13 protein-coding genes and 2 tRNA genes are annotated in these 19,726 nt (G+C 28.3%); 5 read left to right on the forward strand and 10 right to left on the reverse strand.

All coding sequences use genetic code 4. The features are described from left to right. Nucleotides 1-5 precede the first annotated feature (5 nt). From rpsP to JS510_RS02675, 4 genes are all read right to left on the reverse strand, one after another. The gene (rpsP, locus tag JS510_RS02660; protein ID WP_205517216.1) at nt 6-293 is read right to left on the reverse strand and encodes a 30S ribosomal protein S16; all 288 of its coding nucleotides are present in this window, start codon (nt 291-293) and stop codon (nt 6-8) included. 164 nt (nt 294-457) lie between these two features. Continuing rightward, nucleotides 458-2,629 (reverse strand): ATP-dependent Clp protease ATP-binding subunit, encoded by a 2,172-nt coding sequence (locus JS510_RS02665; protein ID WP_205517217.1) that lies wholly within the window; start codon nt 2,627-2,629, stop codon nt 458-460. A gap of 144 nt (nt 2,630-2,773) precedes the next feature. After that, nucleotides 2,774-4,933: a Tex-like N-terminal domain-containing protein gene (locus JS510_RS02670; RefSeq protein WP_205517218.1), complete on the reverse strand. Its 2,160-nt coding sequence runs from the start codon at nt 4,931-4,933 to the stop codon at nt 2,774-2,776. A 10-nt stretch (nt 4,934-4,943) separates the two neighbouring features. Then, entirely contained in the window at nt 4,944-5,840 is an 897-nt protein-coding gene (locus JS510_RS02675) for an MAGa7180 family putative nuclease (RefSeq protein ID WP_205517219.1), read from the reverse strand. A gap of 164 nt (nt 5,841-6,004) precedes the next feature. Here JS510_RS02675 and lysS point away from each other — a divergent pair, with 164 nt between their 5' ends. Further along, nucleotides 6,005-7,471, forward strand: coding sequence for a lysine--tRNA ligase (lysS, locus tag JS510_RS02680; RefSeq protein ID WP_205517220.1), 1,467 nt, complete (start codon nt 6,005-6,007; stop codon nt 7,469-7,471). Nucleotides 7,472-7,764: 293 nt separating this feature from the next. Here lysS and fusA read toward each other — a convergent pair whose 3' ends face one another. From fusA to rpsL, 3 genes are read right to left on the reverse strand one after another with little or no spacing between them, the layout of a single operon-like run. Beyond that, nucleotides 7,765-9,858 carry an elongation factor G gene (gene fusA, locus JS510_RS02685; protein ID WP_205517221.1) on the reverse strand — a complete coding sequence of 698 codons (2,094 nt, stop codon included), beginning with the start codon at nt 9,856-9,858 and terminating at the stop codon, nt 7,765-7,767. Between the two features lie 35 nt (nt 9,859-9,893). Further along, on the reverse strand, nt 9,894-10,364 hold the full coding sequence (gene rpsG / locus JS510_RS02690) for a 30S ribosomal protein S7 (RefSeq protein WP_205517222.1): 471 nt from the start codon (nt 10,362-10,364) through the stop codon (nt 9,894-9,896). 25 nt (nt 10,365-10,389) lie between these two features. Continuing rightward, nucleotides 10,390-10,803: a 30S ribosomal protein S12 gene (gene rpsL / locus JS510_RS02695; protein ID WP_205517223.1), complete on the reverse strand. Its 414-nt coding sequence runs from the start codon at nt 10,801-10,803 to the stop codon at nt 10,390-10,392. A 267-nt stretch (nt 10,804-11,070) separates the two neighbouring features. Between rpsL and JS510_RS02700 the strand changes: the two genes are divergently transcribed. The 4 genes from JS510_RS02700 (at nt 11,071) to JS510_RS02715 (ending at nt 14,265) form a co-directional block, all read left to right on the forward strand. Further along, entirely contained in the window at nt 11,071-12,285 is a 1,215-nt protein-coding gene (locus tag JS510_RS02700; protein ID WP_205517224.1) for a trigger factor-related chaperone, read from the forward strand. 46 nt (nt 12,286-12,331) lie between these two features. Further along, nucleotides 12,332-13,945, forward strand: coding sequence for an ABC-F family ATP-binding cassette domain-containing protein (locus JS510_RS02705; protein WP_205517225.1), 1,614 nt, complete (start codon nt 12,332-12,334; stop codon nt 13,943-13,945). Between the two features lie 133 nt (nt 13,946-14,078). After that, nucleotides 14,079-14,166 (forward strand) — tRNA-Leu (locus JS510_RS02710). Nucleotides 14,167-14,189: 23 nt separating this feature from the next. Next, nucleotides 14,190-14,265, forward strand: a tRNA-Lys gene (locus JS510_RS02715). Between the two features lie 97 nt (nt 14,266-14,362). Here JS510_RS02715 and JS510_RS02720 read toward each other — a convergent pair. The 3 genes from JS510_RS02720 to JS510_RS02730 form a co-directional block, all read right to left on the reverse strand. After that, complete coding sequence (locus tag JS510_RS02720; RefSeq protein WP_205517226.1) at nt 14,363-15,976, reverse strand: hypothetical protein; 1,614 nt, start codon at nt 15,974-15,976, stop codon at nt 14,363-14,365. 98 nt (nt 15,977-16,074) lie between these two features. Beyond that, complete coding sequence (locus JS510_RS02725; protein ID WP_205517227.1) at nt 16,075-17,910, reverse strand: ABC transporter ATP-binding protein; 1,836 nt, start codon at nt 17,908-17,910, stop codon at nt 16,075-16,077. A 14-nt stretch (nt 17,911-17,924) separates the two neighbouring features. Beyond that, nucleotides 17,925-19,706 carry an ABC transporter ATP-binding protein gene (locus JS510_RS02730; protein WP_205517228.1) on the reverse strand — a complete coding sequence of 594 codons (1,782 nt, stop codon included), beginning with the start codon at nt 19,704-19,706 and terminating at the stop codon, nt 17,925-17,927. Between the last annotated feature and the right edge of the window lie 20 nt (nt 19,707-19,726).

Genomic DNA, 19,726 nt, shown 5'->3' on the forward strand with positions numbered 1-19,726 from the left:
AATAATTATGCTTTTTTAGTAGTTGATTTAGCATCTGCTTTTAATGCCATGTTGATTTTTTCATTTAATTTGTGTTGTCTAAATAAGTTAAAAACTGTTTGAGTTAATTGTGCACCATTTTTAATTCATGTGATTGTTGCTTCTTCATTAACTCTAAATGCCTTTGAGTGTGGATTGTATTCACCTATAGATTCAATAAATCTTCCATCACGTGGAGCACGAGCATCAGCAACAACAATTTTATAGCAAGCATTAAATTTGCTTCCCATTCTTTTAAGTCTGATTTTAACCATTAATTGGCTCCTTTATAATAAGTAATAATACTAGGTGTCAAGTAAAAGTGCTTGACAACTAATTACATATCTATTTTATAGAATAAAATTATTTATCAAAACAAAAAAACATTTTTTAAGCATAAATAAAAAAGCAATTAATGCTTTTCTAAAAATTGACTGTTTTACACTTTAGAAATTATAAATTTCCCAGCAAAAACATTTATTTCATATTCAACATTTGGAACAACTGAACCATCAATTATTTTGTAAGCAAGAAGACTTTCAATATTTTTTTGAATATATCTCCTAATTGGTCTGGCGCCAAAACTCTTATCATATGAATTTTTAGCTATAAATTCAACTAATTTATTGTCATATTTAATTTTAATTTCTTTAGAATCTAAAACTCTTTTTGCAAGTTTATTCATTTCTAAAATGACAATTTGTTCAACATCTTTATTACTTAAATGGTTGAATTTGACTATTTCATCTATTCTATTGACAAATTCTGGACTTAAAAATTTTAATAATTCAGCTTTTATTGATGGAACTCTATCCAATTCTTCAAGTGCTTCAATATTTGAAGCTAAATTCGATGTCATTATAACTATAAGATTTCTACAATTGATAATTCTTCCTTTTGAATCAGTAAATGCACCGTTGTCTAAAATTTGTAGAAGTATGTTTAAAACATTTCTATCAGCTTTTTCAATTTCATCAAAAAGAAGTATTGTATATGGATTTTTTCTAATTTTTTCAGCTAATGAGCCACCAGAATCATAACCAACATAGCCCGGAGGAGCTCCAATTATTTTAGAAACACTATGTTTTTCCATATACTCAGACATGTCAAGTCTAATCATTTGTTTTTCGCTGTCAAATAATGAAAATGCTAATGCTCTTGCAAGTTCAGTTTTACCAACTCCAGTTGGGCCAGTAAAAAGAAAACTTGCTAAAGGTCTATTTGGATCATTTATATCTGCTTTAGCCCTTAAAATTGCTTTTGAAACTATAGAAATTGCTTCATCTTGTCCTTTTATACGGCCTTTTAAATCATCTTCTAAATTCAAAAGCTTTTGCTTATCGCTTTCCAAAAGTTTTGTTACAGGTATAGAAGTTCATTTTGAAACTATTGAGGCTATTTCTTCAGCTGTCACATTATTTCTAATCAATGATTGGCTTGTTGAAGAAATTTTTTCCTCAATTTCTTTTATTTTTGCAAAGCATTTTGGTATTTCTGAATATTCAAGTCTTGAAGCTTCTTCATAATTTGTATCTTTTTTATATATATTAACCTTGTATCATAAATCATCTAAATATTTTTTATGTTTTGATAAAAGTTCAATATTTTTCTTTTCATTATTTCATCTTTTTTGCAAGTCATCTATGAAAGAAGTGACATTTTTAATTTCTGTATCAAGTTCTTTAATTCTTATTTCATGTTTACTTTTGCTTTCTTCAGATAAAGCTATTTTTTCCATATTTAGCTTAGCTAATTTTAATTTTGCTTTTTCTAATTCTTCTGGTTCATAGTTAATTTCGGTTTTTATTGTCGAAGCTGCTTCATCAACTAAATCAATTGCTTTATCTGGAAGAAAACGATCAGAAATATATCTTGAACTAAGTTTTGCAGCCGCTACAAGAGCATCATCTTGAATTTTTACATTATGAAAGTTCTCAAATCTAGATTTTATTCCACGCAAAATTGTAATAGTATCATCAATTGATGGTTCAAAAACATCAACTCTTTGCATACGACGCTCTAAAGCAGCATCTTTTTCTATATATTTCCTATATTCATCAAAAGTTGTTGCGCCTATTAAATGCATTTTGCCTCTAGCCATTAAAGGTTTAATAATATTTGCGGCATCCATTCCGCCATCTGCATTTTTACCTGTTCCAACTAGCATATGAATTTCATCAATAAATACAATTATGTCTCCATCTGATTCTTCTATTCTTTTTAGAACATCTTTTATTCTTTTTTCAAATTGTCCTTGATAAGAAGCTCCAGCTATCATGCTTGCTAAATCAAGCTCATAAATATCTTTATTCTTTAAGTTTTCAGGAACTTGACCTTCAACAATTTTTCTTGCTAAACCTTCTACAATAGCCGTTTTACCTACGCCTGGTTCTCCAACAAGAACAGGATTATTTTTCGTCTTTCTGCTAAGAATTCTGATCAACCTTCTTATTTCATCATCTCTATTTATTACCGGTTCTAATTCATGTCTTGCTGCCAAATCAGTTAAATTTCTACCATATATTTTTAAAGGATCGTTTTCTTTATTATTATTTTTATTATTACCATTATTTGATAAATTGTTAAATAAGTCTTCAAAATTAAAATCCATTTTTAGCCTCCTTTAAATTATTTTAACTACTATAATTTTAGCACTCTAATAATATGACTGCTAAAAATAATTAAAATATTTTTGAAAAATAAAAATAAGGCTACAAAAATATTAAAATGCCTTATTTATAAATTTTTTAATTGATTATCAAATGAGTTTTCCTTGAATTCTTTCTCTATCTTTTTCAATGCCAATTATTTCTAATTTAATATTATCACCAGTTTTAACAACTTCTGAAGGGTGTTTTATAAAATGATTTTTATCTCTTTTCATGTTAGAAATATGAATCAGAACTCCTTGCTTAATTCCTATATAAACAAAAGCTCCAAAATCAGTAATATTTTGAACAGAACCCTCAATAATCATTCCTTCTTTTAAATCTTCAAGATTAAGAACAGAATCTTTTAAAATATATCCATCTTTTTCATCACGAATATCCTTTGTAGGATTAATTAATGAATCCATTATTAATTTAATGTCGTACTCATTTGTTTCAAATTTATTTGCTAAGTCGCTAATTTTTTGATTTTCAAGATATTTTGTATCAATATTTTGCAAGTCAATGTTTAACTCATCAACAATTTTTTGAGCTAAATCATAGGATTCTGGGTGAATACTTGTACGATCAAAAAAGTTTTTAGAATTATAAAGCCTTAAAAATCCAACAGCTTGTTGATACGCTTTTTCACCTATACCTTTAACTTTTAGCAGAGTTTCTCTATCATTAAATTCTCTATTTTCTTTTCTATAATCAACAATATTTTGTGCTAATTTATCATTTAATCCAGATATAAATTTAAGGATTTGTTTTGAAGCAGTATTTAAATCAACACCAACAAGGTTAACAGCTTTGTCAACTTTAAATTTTAAAGCACTGGCAAGCTCTTTTTGATTAACATCATGCTGATATTGACCAACCCCTATAGATTTTGGATCAATCTTTATTAATTCATTAAGTGGATCTTGAAATCTCCTGCCAATATTAATTGCACTTCTTTCTTCTACATTTAATTCTGGAAACTCATCAATTGCAACAGATGAAGCTGAATAAACAGAAGCACCAACTTCTGAAACAACTGCATATTTTAAAGATTTATTGTTGTTTTCTGCATTCTCATTTCATTTTTTAATAATTTTAGCTATAAAATGTTCTGTTTCTCTAGAAGCTGTTCCATTACCAATAACAATAATATTTATTGGGTATTTATTTAAAAGTTTTTTAACTATTTCCTCTGACTTTTCAATCTGTAATCTAGGAGGATTTGGAAAAATTAATGCTTTTTCCAAAAAGTCCCCGTGTGGGTTCAATATTGCAATTTTACAACCATTAGCAAAAGCTGGATCAATAGACATTATTCATTTATTTTTTACTGCAGGAAATAAAAGCATAGATTCAACATTTTCAGCAAAAAGTTTTATAGCTTCGACTTCAGCACGTGCAAAGAGATCAGATTTTATTTCTCTTATAACAGATGGTAAAATAAGTCTTTCTAAACTATCAACAACTGAATTGTGAATAATTTTTCCTGTTGTTTTAATTTTGAAATATTTATTATTTAAATCATAAGTAATTTTTGCTATATTGAATTCTTCAATATCATATGTGATTATTTTTAAATCTTCGCCTCGAGAAATAGCTAAAATTCTATGATTTGGAATAAATTTAACTCTTTCTTTATAATCATAATACTGTTTAAAAACTTCTTTTTCATCGATAGAATTCTTTTTCTTTTTACAAATAATTCAACCAAAGTTATAAATTTGGTTTTTAATTGAATCTCTATTATTTACATCTTGAGAAATTATTTGACTAATTATATATTGAGCTTGTTCAATTGCAAATTCAACAGTTGGCACTTTTTCAGATATATATTTTTCAGCTTCTCTATATGGATTAAATTTAGGATTATCACTTTCCATAATAATTTTAGCAAGCGGTTCAAGCCCTAAAGCTATAGCTTCAGTTGCCTTTGTTTTTTTACCAACTTTAAATGGTTCATAAATATTTTCAACCGCAGCTTTTGTCTCAGCTTCGTTTATTTTTTGACTAATTTCTGGTGTCAAAAGTTTTTTCTCTTCTAAAATTTTGAGAATTGCATCCTTTCTCTTATTTAATTCAACATCATAAACATACATTTCATGAATTTTTTGAATTACTTCTTCATCAAGACCGCCAGTGACACCTTTACGATAACGAGCAATAAAAGGTACTGTAGCACCTTCATCCATTAATGTTAGTACAGTTGAAACTTGTTCTTCATTAAGTTCTAATTTTTTAGCAACAAATTTTATTGATATGTTCATAAATCCTCTTTTAAACATTTTTAAAATCTATATCTTGGTCAATTTTTCCAAGCTTTTTTCATTTGTTAAACAATTCTTCTCATTCTTGTTCATTTTTACATTTTAAGTATTCTACTTGGTCAATATCATTAATTAAATCATATTGTGGGGATATTTTTTCTTTATGCAAACTATATTTTTCATGAAACTTTATTAATTTTTCCTTATCATCTGCAATTTGCAATTCAAGTTCTCTATTGTTTTTAACTTTATATTGGAATACTTCCATTTTTCTTTCTGCAACATTAACTTTTTCTGGATTTAGGTAATCTTCATCTTTTAAAAATAGTCCAACAATCATGAATCTATCATAATTCAACAAGTTAGTGTAGAGTTGGGCTTGTTTCTTATAATTCAAAGGAACACCATCTTTTTTATCCATTGATTGTGCAACAGATCCATTAATTGTTCAGGCAGCTCAGTTTTTTTCTTGAGTAGTTTTAATTTCAAAAACAATTTTTTTTGATTCTATCAATGCATCAGGCACACCACCTAAGACATATTCATCTTTAAAATAGTCATAATTGACATTTTTAGCTTCTATATGTTTTATTTTAAATTCCGGTCCAAACTTTTTTTCAAAATATGTTGAAAGATGATCTATGATTTTAGGTTCAAGCGTCTCGCCAGCTCTCACATATTTTCTCTGAAGCACCGGTAGCGAAAGCCTTGTTATATGACAAAAAGCCTTAAAATCACTATTAAACCTATCTGGTGTTAAAATGTTTCCAACTGATGACCCACCGAGTTTTTTAAATTTTTCAAATTGGTTTCCATTAAGTAATTTTTGCTGCATAGAATCAGAAAGAATTATCACTCTTTCACTTTCATCCACAAAGTAGTCTCTTCCGTTGTAAAATTTTCTCATTGATTATTCCTTTTTTATAACAATTAGAAAGATGAATTTAGTTTTATATAATTATAAGTTAATTTATTAATTAGGTAAAAAAGCTAATGGTGTTCTTTTTTTAAATACCTATAGTAATTTAATATTATAATTAATATTAATTTTGTATATCATGGAGGCAATAAATGGAAAAATATACTGAACAAGAGCTTGTTAGACGTAATAAATTATCTTTTTATGAAGAAAATAATGTTGAGCCATTTAAAAAAGCATATGGTCTTGGTGAATTAACTTTAAGTAATCAATTAGTTTCTGAATACAATGTCTTTACTCGTGAAGAATTAGAAGAAAAAAACATAAAAATTAACGTTACTGGTAGATTAATGACTGTTAGAGGACCTTTCCTTGTTTTAAAAGACTCACAAGGGACAATTCAGGTTTACTTTAACAAAAAAGAAAATTTAAATGTTTCAAAAATTGTTGAAACTTTTGATATTGGTGATATTTTATGAGTAAATGGTTCTATAATGAAAACGCACACAGGCGCACTAACAATAAAATGTATTGATATAAAAATTTTAACTAAAGCATTAAAACCTTTACCAGATAAATTCCACGGTCTAGTTGACACAGAAGAAAGATACCGCAGAAGATATGTTGATTTAATCATAAATGAAGAATCAAGAAACAAATTTATTCTTAGAACGAAAATTATCAACTGAATTAAAGAATACTTTAATAATTCAGGATATATGGAAGTTGAAACGCCTTTTCTTCATGATTATATTTCAGGGGCCGCTGCAAAACCTTTCACAACTCACCACAATTCTTTGAATCAAGATTTTGTTTTAAGAATTGCTACTGAAATACCACTCAAAAAATGTATTGTAGGTGGTTTTGATAAAGTATATGAACTAGGTAGAATTTTTAGAAATGAAGGATATGATACAACTCATAATCCTGAATTTACAACAATAGAATTTTACGAAGCTTATTCAAATGTTGAAGGAATGATGAATCATACTGAAAAACTTTTTAAACAATTAATAAGCAAGATTGGTAAAAATATATATCTTAATAATGGTGTTGAAATTGATTTATCAAAACCTTTTAAAAGACTAAATATGGTTGATGCAGTTAATGAGAAGACAGGTGCAGATTTCAGATCAATCACTTTTGAAGAAGCTAAAAAAATTGCTACAAATCACAAAATAAAAATTGAAAAATTTTGAACTACTGGACATATAATTAATGCTTTATATGAGGAATTAATAGAAGAAACATTAATCGAACCTACTTTTATTTATGGCCACCCTATTGAAGTTTCCCCATTAAGTGCTAAGAGTGATGATCCTAGATTCACTGAAAGAGCTGAGCTTTTTATTAATACAAAAGAATATGCAAACATGTATACAGAGCTAAGTAACCCTATTGATCAGCTTGAAAGATTTAAAGAACAAATTAAAGAAAAAAATTCTGGAAATGATGAAGCAAGCGACATTGATTGAGATTTTGTTGATGCTCTAGAATATGGAATGCCTCCTACTGGTGGTTGCGGAATAGGTATTGACAGATTGATTATGCTTTTAACAGAAACGAGTTCAATTAGAGATGTTTTATTATTCCCAACACTTAAAAAAGTGAAAAAATAATACTAGTAAAAGAGCATATTTAGCTCTTTTTTTTATTTAAAATTAAATTTTAAGATAAATAAAGAAAATTTTTGGATGCAAATTATGTGCTTCCTTATTTGTATTTCTGAAATTATTCAAAATTATGAAAAAAGGAAAAAAATGGGAAAAAATACTTATTTTTCTAAATAATTTAAATTTTTATTGGATAAAGAATTTAATATACAAACTACGTTTTAAATGTATTTTTTTACTAATTTAATTATTTTATAGGCTTATAAAAAACAAAAAAGCCTATGGGCTTTAATGTATTATTAATCTTCATCTTTTGATTGAATGTTACGTTTTTTAATTATTGTATCAGAAATGTTTTTAGGACATTTTTCATAGTGGTGGAATTGCATTTGGTAATTTCCACGACCTGCAGTCATACTTCTTAAGTCAGTTGCATAACCAAACATTTCACTTAATGGTACTAAACAACGTAAAATGTGAGCACCATCTGTTCTAAGTTCACTTTCTTGAATTTGACCTCTACGACGAGTTAAGTCACCCATAACGTCACCATAATAATCATCTGGAATAACAACTGAAACATCCATAATAGGTTCAAGAAGAACTGTACCAACTAATTCTTTTGATTTTGTAAGTGCTTTAGAAGCAGCAATTTTGTAAGCCATTTCTGAAGAGTCAACATCATGGTATGATCCATCAAATAATGTTGCTTTAATGTCAATCATTGGGTAACCAGCTAAAATACCCCCAGCCATTTTGTCTTCAAGACCTTTTTGAATTGGTTTAATGTATTCTTTAGGAATTTTACCACCAACAATTTTATCAACAAATTCAAAACCTTTGTCTGGATTTGGTTCAAATTTAATTCATACGTGACCATATTGACCTTTACCACCAGATTGTTTGATGTGTTTTCCTTCAACATCAGCAGTTTTTGTAATTGTTTCACGATATGAAACTTGAGGAGCACCAACTTTAGCTTTAACACCGTGTTCTCTCTTAAGACGATCAACAATTATATCAAGGTGTAATTCACCCATACCAGCAATAATTGTTTGACCTGTTTCTTCATCTGTGTATGTTCTAAATGTAGGGTCTTCAGCAGCTAATTTTTGTAAACCAAGAGCAAGTTTTTCCATAGCATCTTTTGATTCAGGTTCAAGAGCCTGTGAGATAACTGGTTCTGGGAATACCATTTTTTCAAGAACAATTTCAGGAGCTTTGTCAGCAATAAGTGTATCACCTGTTGTTGTACCTTTAAGACCAACTGCAGCAAAAATGTCACCAGCATAAGCTTCATCAATTTCTTGACGTGAGTTAGCATGCATTTGAATTAAACGACCAATTCTTTCTTTAACACCTTTTGTTGAGTTATATACATAACTACCTTTTTGAAGCACACCTGCGTATGCTCTAATGAATGTTAATGAACCAACAAATGGGTCAGTCATAACTTTGAAAGCAAGACCTGCAAATGGATAGTCATCTGTAGCAGGGATTGAAATTTCTTCTTCTTCTTCTTTGTGTGCCTTTGTAGCGGGAATATCAAGAGGTGATGGTAAATAATCAACAACAGCATCGATCATTTTCTTAACACCTTTGTTCTTGAAACTTGTACCACAAACAGCTGGGAAAAATTCTGAAGTTAAAGTTGCTTTACGAATCATTTCTTTAAGTTCATCCATTGTAGGTTCAACACCATCAAGAACTTTAAGCATAAATTCTTCATCAAATGTAGCAACTGCTTCAATTAATTCTTGTCTTTTTTCCTTAGCTAATTCTTGTAAGTCAAAAGGAATTTCTATTTCTTTTGCAATTTCTTCAGGTTTACCATCAAATTCATATGCTTTCATTTCAACTAAGTCAACCAAGCCTGTGAAATTACTTTCAGCACCAATAGGAATTTGGATAGCAACAGCATTAGCATTCAATCTTGTTTTAACAGATTTAACAGATGCATAAAAATCTGCACCAGCTTTATCCATTTTATTTACATAAATAATTCTTGGAACTCTATAAGTTGTAGCTTGTCTTCATACTGTTTCTGTTTGTGGTTCAACACCTGATTGAGCATCAAGAACTGTAACAGCACCATCAAGAACACGAAGTGAACGTTCAACTTCAACTGTAAAGTCAACGTGTCCTGGGGTATCAATAATGTTAATTCTTTTGCCTTTTCAAAAAGCTGTTGTGGCAGCTGAAGTAATAGTAATACCACGTTCTTGTTCTTGGGCCATTCAGTCCATTTGTGAAGCACCATCGTGTGTTTCACCTAGTTTATGAATTTTACCTGTGTGCAATAAAATTCTTTCTGTAGTTGTTGTTTTTCCTGCATCAATGTGAGCCATAATACCAATATTACGGTAATCTTCTAATTTATATTGTCTAGACATAAAATCTTCCTAATTTATCTATAAAAAAGCGAAAATTATCATCTGAAGTGAGCAAAAGCACGGTTTGCTTCAGCCATCTTGTGAGTATCTTCACGTTTTTTAATAGCTCCACCAGTTTTGTTTGATGCATCGATAATTTCGTTAGCTAATCTAACGTCCATTGTTTTTTCGTTTCTTAAACGAGCATATTGTACTAATCATCTAAGTGATAGTGTTTGTTTTCTTCTTTCTGAAACTTCAGTAGGAACTTGGTAGTTTGTACCACCTATTCTTCTTGTTCTAACTTCAAGTTGAGGTGTAACATTTTCAACTGCTTGATGGAAAACTTCCATTGGGTCTTTTCCTGTTTTTTCTTTAACAAGTTCAAAAGCAGAATAAAGAATTTCTTGTGCAAGAGATTTCTTACCATCTAACATAATTGTGTTAATTAATTTAGTAACAAGTACTGAATTAAATACTGGGTCTGCAAGCACTTTTCTTATTGGTGCACTATGTTTTCTTGACATGTTTTTCTTTCCTTTCCTAAATTAATTATTTCTTTTCTCTCTTAGCTCCGTATAAACTACGTCCTTGTTTACGGTTTGCAACACCTGCTAAGTCTTGTGTTCCACGAACTATGTGATATCTAACACCAGGAAGGTCTTTAACTCTACCACCACGAATTAAAACAACTGAGTGTTCTTGTAAGTTGTGTCCTTCACCACCAATATATGCTGTAATTTCCATACCATTTGATAACTTAACACGAGCATATTTACGTGAAGCTGAGTTAGGTTTTTTAGGTGTCATTGTAGCAACCCTAGTACATACACCACGCTTAAATGGTGCAGGCATTTTACGCGCCTTTTTTGTTAAGAGGTTGAGGCTTAAGTTCAAAGCAGGTGATTTTTGCTTACGAACTTTATTTTCTCTACCACTTGAAACTAATTGATTTGTTGTAGGCATTTCTTTCCTTTCATAATATCTTTATAAATGTCCTAAATTCATAACCTATGTATTGATTTTTATACAAAAAATAATAATAAGTTTTTCAATTATATAACAACTTTGCCGTGTGTTTCAATTTTTTTTAATTTTTTTATGCTTTTTTAAAAATACAAATTTGTTTTATGGTTTACTTTTATACAAAATTAAAATATAATAATTAATATTTATATAAACATTATCAACTTAATAATAACTTAATAAATAAAAAAATAATAGGAGAGTCTTATGATTAATTACAAAACAAAGGTTAACGATTTAAATATTCTGCCAAATGAATGAGAAAGTGAAAAAGCTAAGACAATGATGGATTTAGCTTCAAAAGGTCAAAAACTGACAATTGAACAAATTGAAGAGTTAACATTAAATAAATTTGTTCAAAATGCTGTGGATTCAACTTCTCAAGAATTATTAAAAGAAAATTTTGACATTATTATGTTTCCACCAATTATAACAGTTGAAGATATTGCAAGAAACAATAAAAAAATAAATATAACCATAACTTATTATTTAGTTGAAGATGTTGATAAAATTCAATTTACAGATTTAAACATGAATTTTTCTTATAAACCTGTTCCACAAGAGTTTTTGAAAGAAAGATTTGAAAAAATGATTCAAGATTATCCAATTCTTGAACCATTTGAAGGCACTATTTTAGAAGGTGATGTCATAGAATGAAGTGGTACAAGATCTCTTAATGGCCAAATTGTTGCTAGAGATGATAATGTTGCAGTTCAAGTTAATAAATCTGATTCATATTCAATTAATAGTGAACTTTTGGGTAAAAAAGTTGGCGAAACATTTACAACAACAGCACCCGATGGAGTTATATTTAATATAACAATTCATTCAGGCAAGAGACCAACAAGAGTAAAACTTGATGATTCAAATGTAAAATATATAAATATACCAGGTGTAATGACTCTTGAAGATTTAAAGAATAAAGTTAATAGAGACACAATTAAGAAAAATGCAACAAATGAGCTACTTAGATATTATGAAGAAGCTATTGATCTTATAATGCAGAAAAATGAAATAGAAATAAATAATTTTAATATTAACAAATCAACTTCTGAAATTGTTAATCAATTATTAGCTGAAATTAATGACGCTAATGAGAAAGAAAAAATTGCTAAAGAAATAGAAAATCAAACTGATGAAGGAAACAAAATTATTGAGGGCGCCATTAAAAGATCAATTATTAAATATAAACTATTTTTAATGAATAAAATTCTAGGCAGAAAAGCAAATGTTAAAATTACTGATTATGACATAGCTAATGAAGTTAAATTTTTATCATCGTCTATTTTTCCAATTCCAAGAGAATTGGACAACGAACAATTAATTTCTATTTTGACACATCAAAAGATAGCTCTTTTTTTACTTGAAAAAAATGATTTAGAACAATACAAATTAATCATAAAAGACTTTAATATAGTCTAATTTGAAAAAACTACTTGCTAGTTTTTTTGTTCATTTAGGAGGAACAATGTTGGAAGTACAAAATTTAAGCATGATTTTTAGTGATAAAAAATTATTTGAAAATGTTACATTAAAATTTACTGCTGGAAACACATATGGAATAATTGGAGCTAATGGAGCTGGTAAAAGTACATTTTTAAAAATGCTTGCTGGTGAGATTGAGCCATCTAGTGGCCAAATAATTATTGAAAAAGGTAAAAGAATCAGTGTTTTAAGCCAAGATCATAATGCTTATGATGATAAAAATGTAACTGATGTAGTTATACTAGGAAATACTGTTTTGTACAAAATTAAAGAGGAAAAAGATGCAATTTATGCAAATCCTGAGGCTACAGAAGAAGATTACAATCGTGCTGGTGAATTAGAAATTAAATATGGTGACCTTGGTGGTTGAACAGCTGATAATGATGCACAAGAATTATTAGCTGGATTACAAATACCAAAGGAAAAATGAGATGCCAAAATGAGCGAATTAACAGCTAATCAAAAAATTAAAGTGCTTTTAGCTAAAGCTTTATTTGGCAACCCAGACATTTTGATTATGGATGAACCTACAAACCACCTTGATCTTAGGGCTATTAAATGACTTGAGAACTTTTTATCTGATTATCAAAATGTTGTTATTGTTGTGTCTCATGATAGCGATTTTTTAGACAACGTATGCACCAACATTGTGGATATTGATTATAATGAAGCAAAAATGTATACAGGAAACTATTCATTTTGAAAAGAAAGTAGTGAATTAGCAAAGGAACTTACAAAACAATCAAATGCTAAAAAAGAAGTTCAAATTGAAAAACTTAAACAATTTATAGCTAGATTTAGTGCTAATGCATCAAAATCAAGACAAGCTACAAGTAGAAAAAAATCACTTGAAAAAATAACTTTGGATGAAATAAAACCATCTAATCGTAAATACCCTTTTATTAATTGAGATATTCATAGACAATTAGGAAAAGATATTCTTGAAGTTGATGGCTTAACTTATATAAATGAAAAGGGAGAATCATTATTCCAAAATGTCTCATTTACATTAGCAAAAGGCGAAAAAATGGTTTTAATTGGTGAAGACGATATTGCCAAGACTAAATTTTTAGAATGTCTTATGGGAATTACAAAGCCAACTTCTGGTACAGTAAAATGAGGCCAGACTGTTAAATTTACATACTATCCAAATGACAATAGTAAATACTTTAATGATGAAATGTCAATTATTGAATGATTAGCTCAATGACCACCATATAATTCAACAGAAGAGACAAAAGATGTTTCTGACCAAAGAATGCGTAGTTTTTTAGGAAGAATGCTTTTTTCAAACGATTCTGTATTTAAGAAAGTTTCGGTAACAAGTGGTGGAGAGAAGGCAAGATTGATGTTTTCTAGAATGATGCTTTTAGAAGCTAATTTCTTAATTCTTGACCAACCCCTAGATCATCTTGATGCTGAAAGTATTGATAGTGTTATTTCAGGTCTTGAATCATATAAAGGTGGTACAATTTTTACAACTTATAATAGAGCACTAGTTAATAAAGTTGCTAATGTAATTTTAGAAATTGCACCAGATAAAAGTTTTATATATCATGGTACTTTAGAAGAGTATGAAGAAATTATGAATTATTAAAAGTCCTTTATCAGGATTTTTTATTATCTTTTTTTTGCTTTAAAAATAGATTTTTTAGTTCAAAAATAAAAAAATATTTTTTTGCTTGCGTTTATTACTTTATATATTATAATATTAATGCATTTTTACACATGCCCAGGTGGCGGAATAGGTAGACGCAAGGGACTTAAAATCCCTCGAACGTTTAGTTCGTGCTGGTTCAAGTCCAGTTCTGGGCACCATGTGCCTAATGGCATATAAATATGCGCCCGTAGCTCAGGCGGTAGAGCAAATGGCTTTTAACCATTGGGTCAGAGGTTCGAGTCCTCCCGGGCGTACCAGTTCACCTTTGGTGACCAGAACAATAAAAAAACAGGGAAACCTGTTTTTTTATTTATATTCCTATAAAAAAGATAAATTCATTATTTATGTAATTTATTAATTTTGTATTTCTTTATCCTTGTTTTCTTTTGCAATTTTCGCTGTTTGTAATCCTAATTTTAATTTTTCTTCTGCTGCTGAGTACATATCTGCTGTTGGTTGATATGTATTAAATTCCTTTGCTTTGTCAATGACTTTTATTAATTCTCCAATTATCTCTGCATATTGCTCTTGCTGAGTTTTTAGTGTTTCAACAAATACTGTTGCATTTTCAAGTGCTTCGTCATATTTATTTCTTGCAGATTCAAGTTTTAATCCTTGTTCCTTAATATTTTTCAGGTCTTCAATTGCTTTATAAACTTCCTCGGTTGTAGATGTTTTTTTAATTCTTTTTTCGACTTCATATGATCGATTTACTGCTCAGGCACCATATGTATATCATTGATTTTTAATTTCATCATAGTGTTTTTTCATTTCAATGCCTGCTTGAATCCTCTCATTAATTAAAACAATTTGTTTTTCAAGATATAAAATCCCTTGGAAAAATGTCTTGTAATTTCCACTTTTTTTGCTTAATTTATCTAGTTCTCTAATAACTTTTTCAAAATAGCCATATTGCATAAAAGCATCAGTGTTTTGTTGAAAAATTGTTTGCTGAATTCTAGCATATATTTCATCTTTAGTCCCTAATTCACCTATTTCATAGTGTTTTGGTTCTGGTATTAGATCATTTAAATTGTAATTTTCATTTGCTAGTAAACGACTTTTTAAATTTTTATAACCAAAATGAAATGAATCTTTAATATACCCACCATAAGTCAATTTTTCATTTACTTTACTTTCTATATCTTCTGTGCTTATTTTTGGATATTTTTCCTTAATATAACCTAATAATGTTAAATAATCTTCTCTAAATACAAGAGGTTCGATACGGCTTATGTAGAAAAGAACCAATTCTTCATCAAGATTATTTACAAAATCATAATCTTTCAATGGTGCGTTTTTTAATCTAGTTTCAATACTCTTTAATACTTCCAAAATTGTTTTCTTGTCGGCATTAACTAAGAAATCATCTGGTTTAGCCAAGATTAATTTTTGATAAAAATCATTAATTTGATTATATTTCTTCCAAAGAGGAGATTTAAATTCCTCAAATTTTTCTTTCTTTAATTTTTCAACATAGTTTTTATAATACTCATCAATATTTAGTTTTTTTACTTTTTCTAATGTTGTTTTAAATTTAGACAAATCAATTTGTTTTAATTTTAAATTCTTATCATCTTTCAATTGCTCAGATTGTTGTTTTTTTGGTTTATCTTTTTTAGGGCCTCCCAAGGATGTCATGCGTGTATTTCTTCTTCATCAAAATCATTTTTTAGAAAATACATCTGAAAGAACTTCATCAATCTTTTCCTTAATATCTTTTATTTGATTTTCGTTTTTAACTTCCTTATCAACTTCTGGATCATATATTTTTTTGATTTTGTCTTTAATTTCTTTTAAAGCTTCCTTTTCTTTTGGAGTCGTTAATTCTTTTTCTTCAGCTTCTTTTTTCCCTTGTTTTTTAGAAATAACAACACCAGCAACTACTGCAGATGTTCCTAATATTGCTAATCCTAATAAAATACCTAAAGCAATTTTTCTTTTTTTCCTCTTCTTTTCTTTTTCCATAAAAATCCTTAATTTAATACTGCTAGTTGAATTATAAAATAAATTAAGCTTTCTTTTTAGATTACTAAACCAAAAAATAAAAAAATAGGCATAGCCTATTAATTAAACTGTGACTCATGCAACTCATAATAAAAACCTTTTTTGTTCATTAATTCTCTATGATTGCCTTTTTCAATTATTTGACCATGATCAACTACTATTATTGTGTCAGCATTTCTTATAGTACTTAGTCTATGAGCAATAACAAATGATGTTTTTCCTTTCATTACAGTGTTCTGCAAGGCATCTTGAATTATTTTTTCAGTGTTAGAATCTACATTTGATGTTGCTTCATCAAGAACTAGTATTTTTTTGTTGCCTAAAATAGCACGAGTAATTGATAATAATTGCTTTTCACCTTGTGAAAGATTTGCTCCATTATTTTCAATTATTGTTTGGTATCCATTTTTATAATTTTGTATGAATTGATGCGCATTTGTAAGTTTAGCTGCCTCAAAAACATCTTCATCACTTATATTTGGATTTCCAACCTTAAGGTTATTGATAATTGTATCATTGAACATAAATGAATCTTGAAGAACAACTGTCATTAGGTCCAATAGATTGTCTTTTGGAATATTTTTAAGCTCCAAGCCATCAATTTTAATTGATCCTGACTCATATTCATAAAATTTACTCAACAAACTTATTATAGTTGTTTTACCGGCGCCAGTTGGGCCAACTATTGCTATAACTTCACCAGGATTAGCACTAAAAGAAGCATTTTTTAGTTGATATTCATTCATTTTTTTACTATATCTAAATGAAACATTATCAAATTCTATATAACCTTCTACTTTTTTTGAATCTAAATATTGTGGATTCTCAATTTTTTTTGGAGGGTCAAGCTCAATTAATTTAAAAATTCTTGTTGTTGATGCTACACCAATTTGAGTTGAAAAAACAAAGTTAAAAAATAATTGAAGAACACTAGTAAATGTTCAAAGAAATTGAATATAACCATTTATTATTGCAATAACTTCATTGCCTAAAACACCTGCAAATCAGACATTTCCGTTCTTAAATCAAAAAGATATTGCAAGAACTATTAATATTAAAAAATTTGAGAAAATAACAAAATATGGCTCAAAAAACTTAGTATATAAATCACCACGAAATGAACTTTTTCTAATGCCATTAGCTATTTTTTCAAAATCATGATTTGCTTTCTTTTGTCTATCAAATGATTGTGTAACTTTTGAATTTTTAAGCATTTCTTCAACATATGCATTCATATCTCCAAATTTATTAATCATTTCAATATATGGTTTTCTTGCTTTGGCAAGAAAAAGTCAACTTACAATAGCAAAGCATATAATGATAGGTAGAACAATAGCTGATAAAGTTAGCGAATATAATAACATAAAAAACACAACAAAAAGCAATTTAAAAAGCATTCCAGAAGCTTCATTAAACATTTGTACAAGTGTTTGTGATATGTTATTTATATCATTTGTAAGCGTTGAAATTTTGTCACCTACTTTATTCTTATCATGGTAGGAAATAGGCATATAAAGCAAATTTTTTGATGCTTTTGAACGCATTCTTGCAGTTGCTTTAAAAGAAGCGTAAATCATTAATCTATTTTGAAACATTTTAGCAATAAAAGAGATTAAAAACGATAAAGCCATACCTATCATTGCAAAAATAAACTCAACTGATTTAAAACTTTCCTTGCCTATTAAAACATCTTCAGTAAAAAATCACTTAATTAAGAAACCAGTCATTGCTGTTCCAAATGTATACATAAAAGCGTCAATAATTGACAGAAGAAATCCAATAATTAATACTTTTTTATCGTTTTTCATGAATTTTAAAGAAAACTTTAGTAAAGCAATTGTTGAAACTCTGTGATTTTCATTATTGCTATCATTTACTGCCTTTGTGACTTTCATTTTAACCTCCTTTCCTATTGATCTAATTGTGTTTGATAAATTCTTCTATAAAAACTGCAATTTTCTTTTAATTGATCATGTGTTCCAATACCAATTATATGTCCCGAAGGTGAAAAAACTATTATTTCATTAGCATCTTTTATTGCACTAATCTTTTGACTAACTATAATAGTTGAACATTCATAATTTTCTTTTATATTTGTTAAAATTTTTTGAGCAGTTATATTATCCAAAGCGCTTGTTGAATCATCTAATATAAGAATTTTTGGTTTTCTTAAAAGAGTTCTAGCTATTGACAGTCTTTGTTTTTGCCCTCCAGATAAATTTTTCCCACCTTGATAAACAGGATGATGCAATTTATTGCTAAATTCATTAACAAAGTCAAGTGCACATGCATTTTTTAATGCTAATTCTATTTCTTTATCAGTAGCATCTTCTTTAGCCCATAACATGTTATCTCTTATATTTCCAGTATACAATAATGAATCTTGATAGACAATTCCAACTATATCATGCAAGTGTTTGCTATTTAATTCATTAACTTCAAGACCACCAAGTTTAATAGACCCATCATAGTATTTAAAATTATTAACCAATAAATTTACAAAAGTGCTTTTACCACTACCGGTGGGACCTATTATTCCTATTGTCTTTTTAAATGGTATTGTTAAACTAATATTATTAATAACATTACTTGGAGAAGAATCATAATATTTAAATGATAGATTATCTATTTTCATGTCATATGTTTTTACTTTTAATCCTTCAGACAAGTATAATCCATCATTTTTGAATTCGTATACCTCTAATATTCTGCCAACAGAAACTCTCGCTCTAATAAACGAACTTAAAAATGCTAAGAATAATAAAATTCCACCAGCAACAATTCATAAATAATCGAGAAAAAGAGTTATATTAGTTATTGTTAACTTATCAACTTTACTAAGAACAACATTTCTTCCAACAACCGAATAAATCCCGATTATCAAAAGGTTAACAAATGTTGAAAAAAGCGGAAAAGCAGTTGAAAAAATCATACCTATTCTATATTGATTTTTAAACCATTGACCATTGGCTTCTTTAAGAACATTAAATCTTTTTTCTTCAAGATTAAATGTCTTTATAACTCTTATTCCAGATATGTTCTCATCAACAATTTTAGTTACATTTTCAACAGTTTTTTGTGCGCGTTTTAACAATGGATTTACTTTTAACGTTATAACAAGCCCTAAGATAACAACAAAAGGTATTATTCCAAAAATACTTAATGCCATTCTTCAATCAATTATTGCAGTTATAACTAATCCACCAACAATTAAAAATAAACTTTTTATCATTATAGTTGCGCCATTTACTAAAAATTCTCAAAAGATAGCTATATCATTAGAAAGTCGAGTTATCAAAGACTCACTTTTTAAATCTGCAATATTTTTTAGTGACAGCTCTTGATATTTTTTAAATAAAATAGTTCTATAAAAATAGCTACTTTGTTCTGCCGCCCAAACTATTACAATTGTCGATGCAAATGCTAAAATAGCAGTTAATAATGTCTGCAATAAAACAACTGTTGTTAATCAATTAAATGCTAAACTATATTCAACTTCACCAAATTCTATAAGTCCTTTTATCAATGTCACTGAAAATGGTTCTGATGAGTCAGACAAAATAAGACGTATATATAGCACAACTACAAGAGGTAAAAATATACTTAAAATTGTAAAAATAAGAGTAAGAAAACAACCAAATGCAAATTGTCATTTTATTTTTTTATCCAACATTTTAAACATTTTTATCATTTTACTCTCCTTTCAAATAT

The organism is Mycoplasma tauri, from assembly GCF_016925555.1.
GTDB lineage: Bacteria > Bacillota_I > Bacilli_A > Mycoplasmatales > Metamycoplasmataceae > Mycoplasmopsis > Mycoplasmopsis tauri.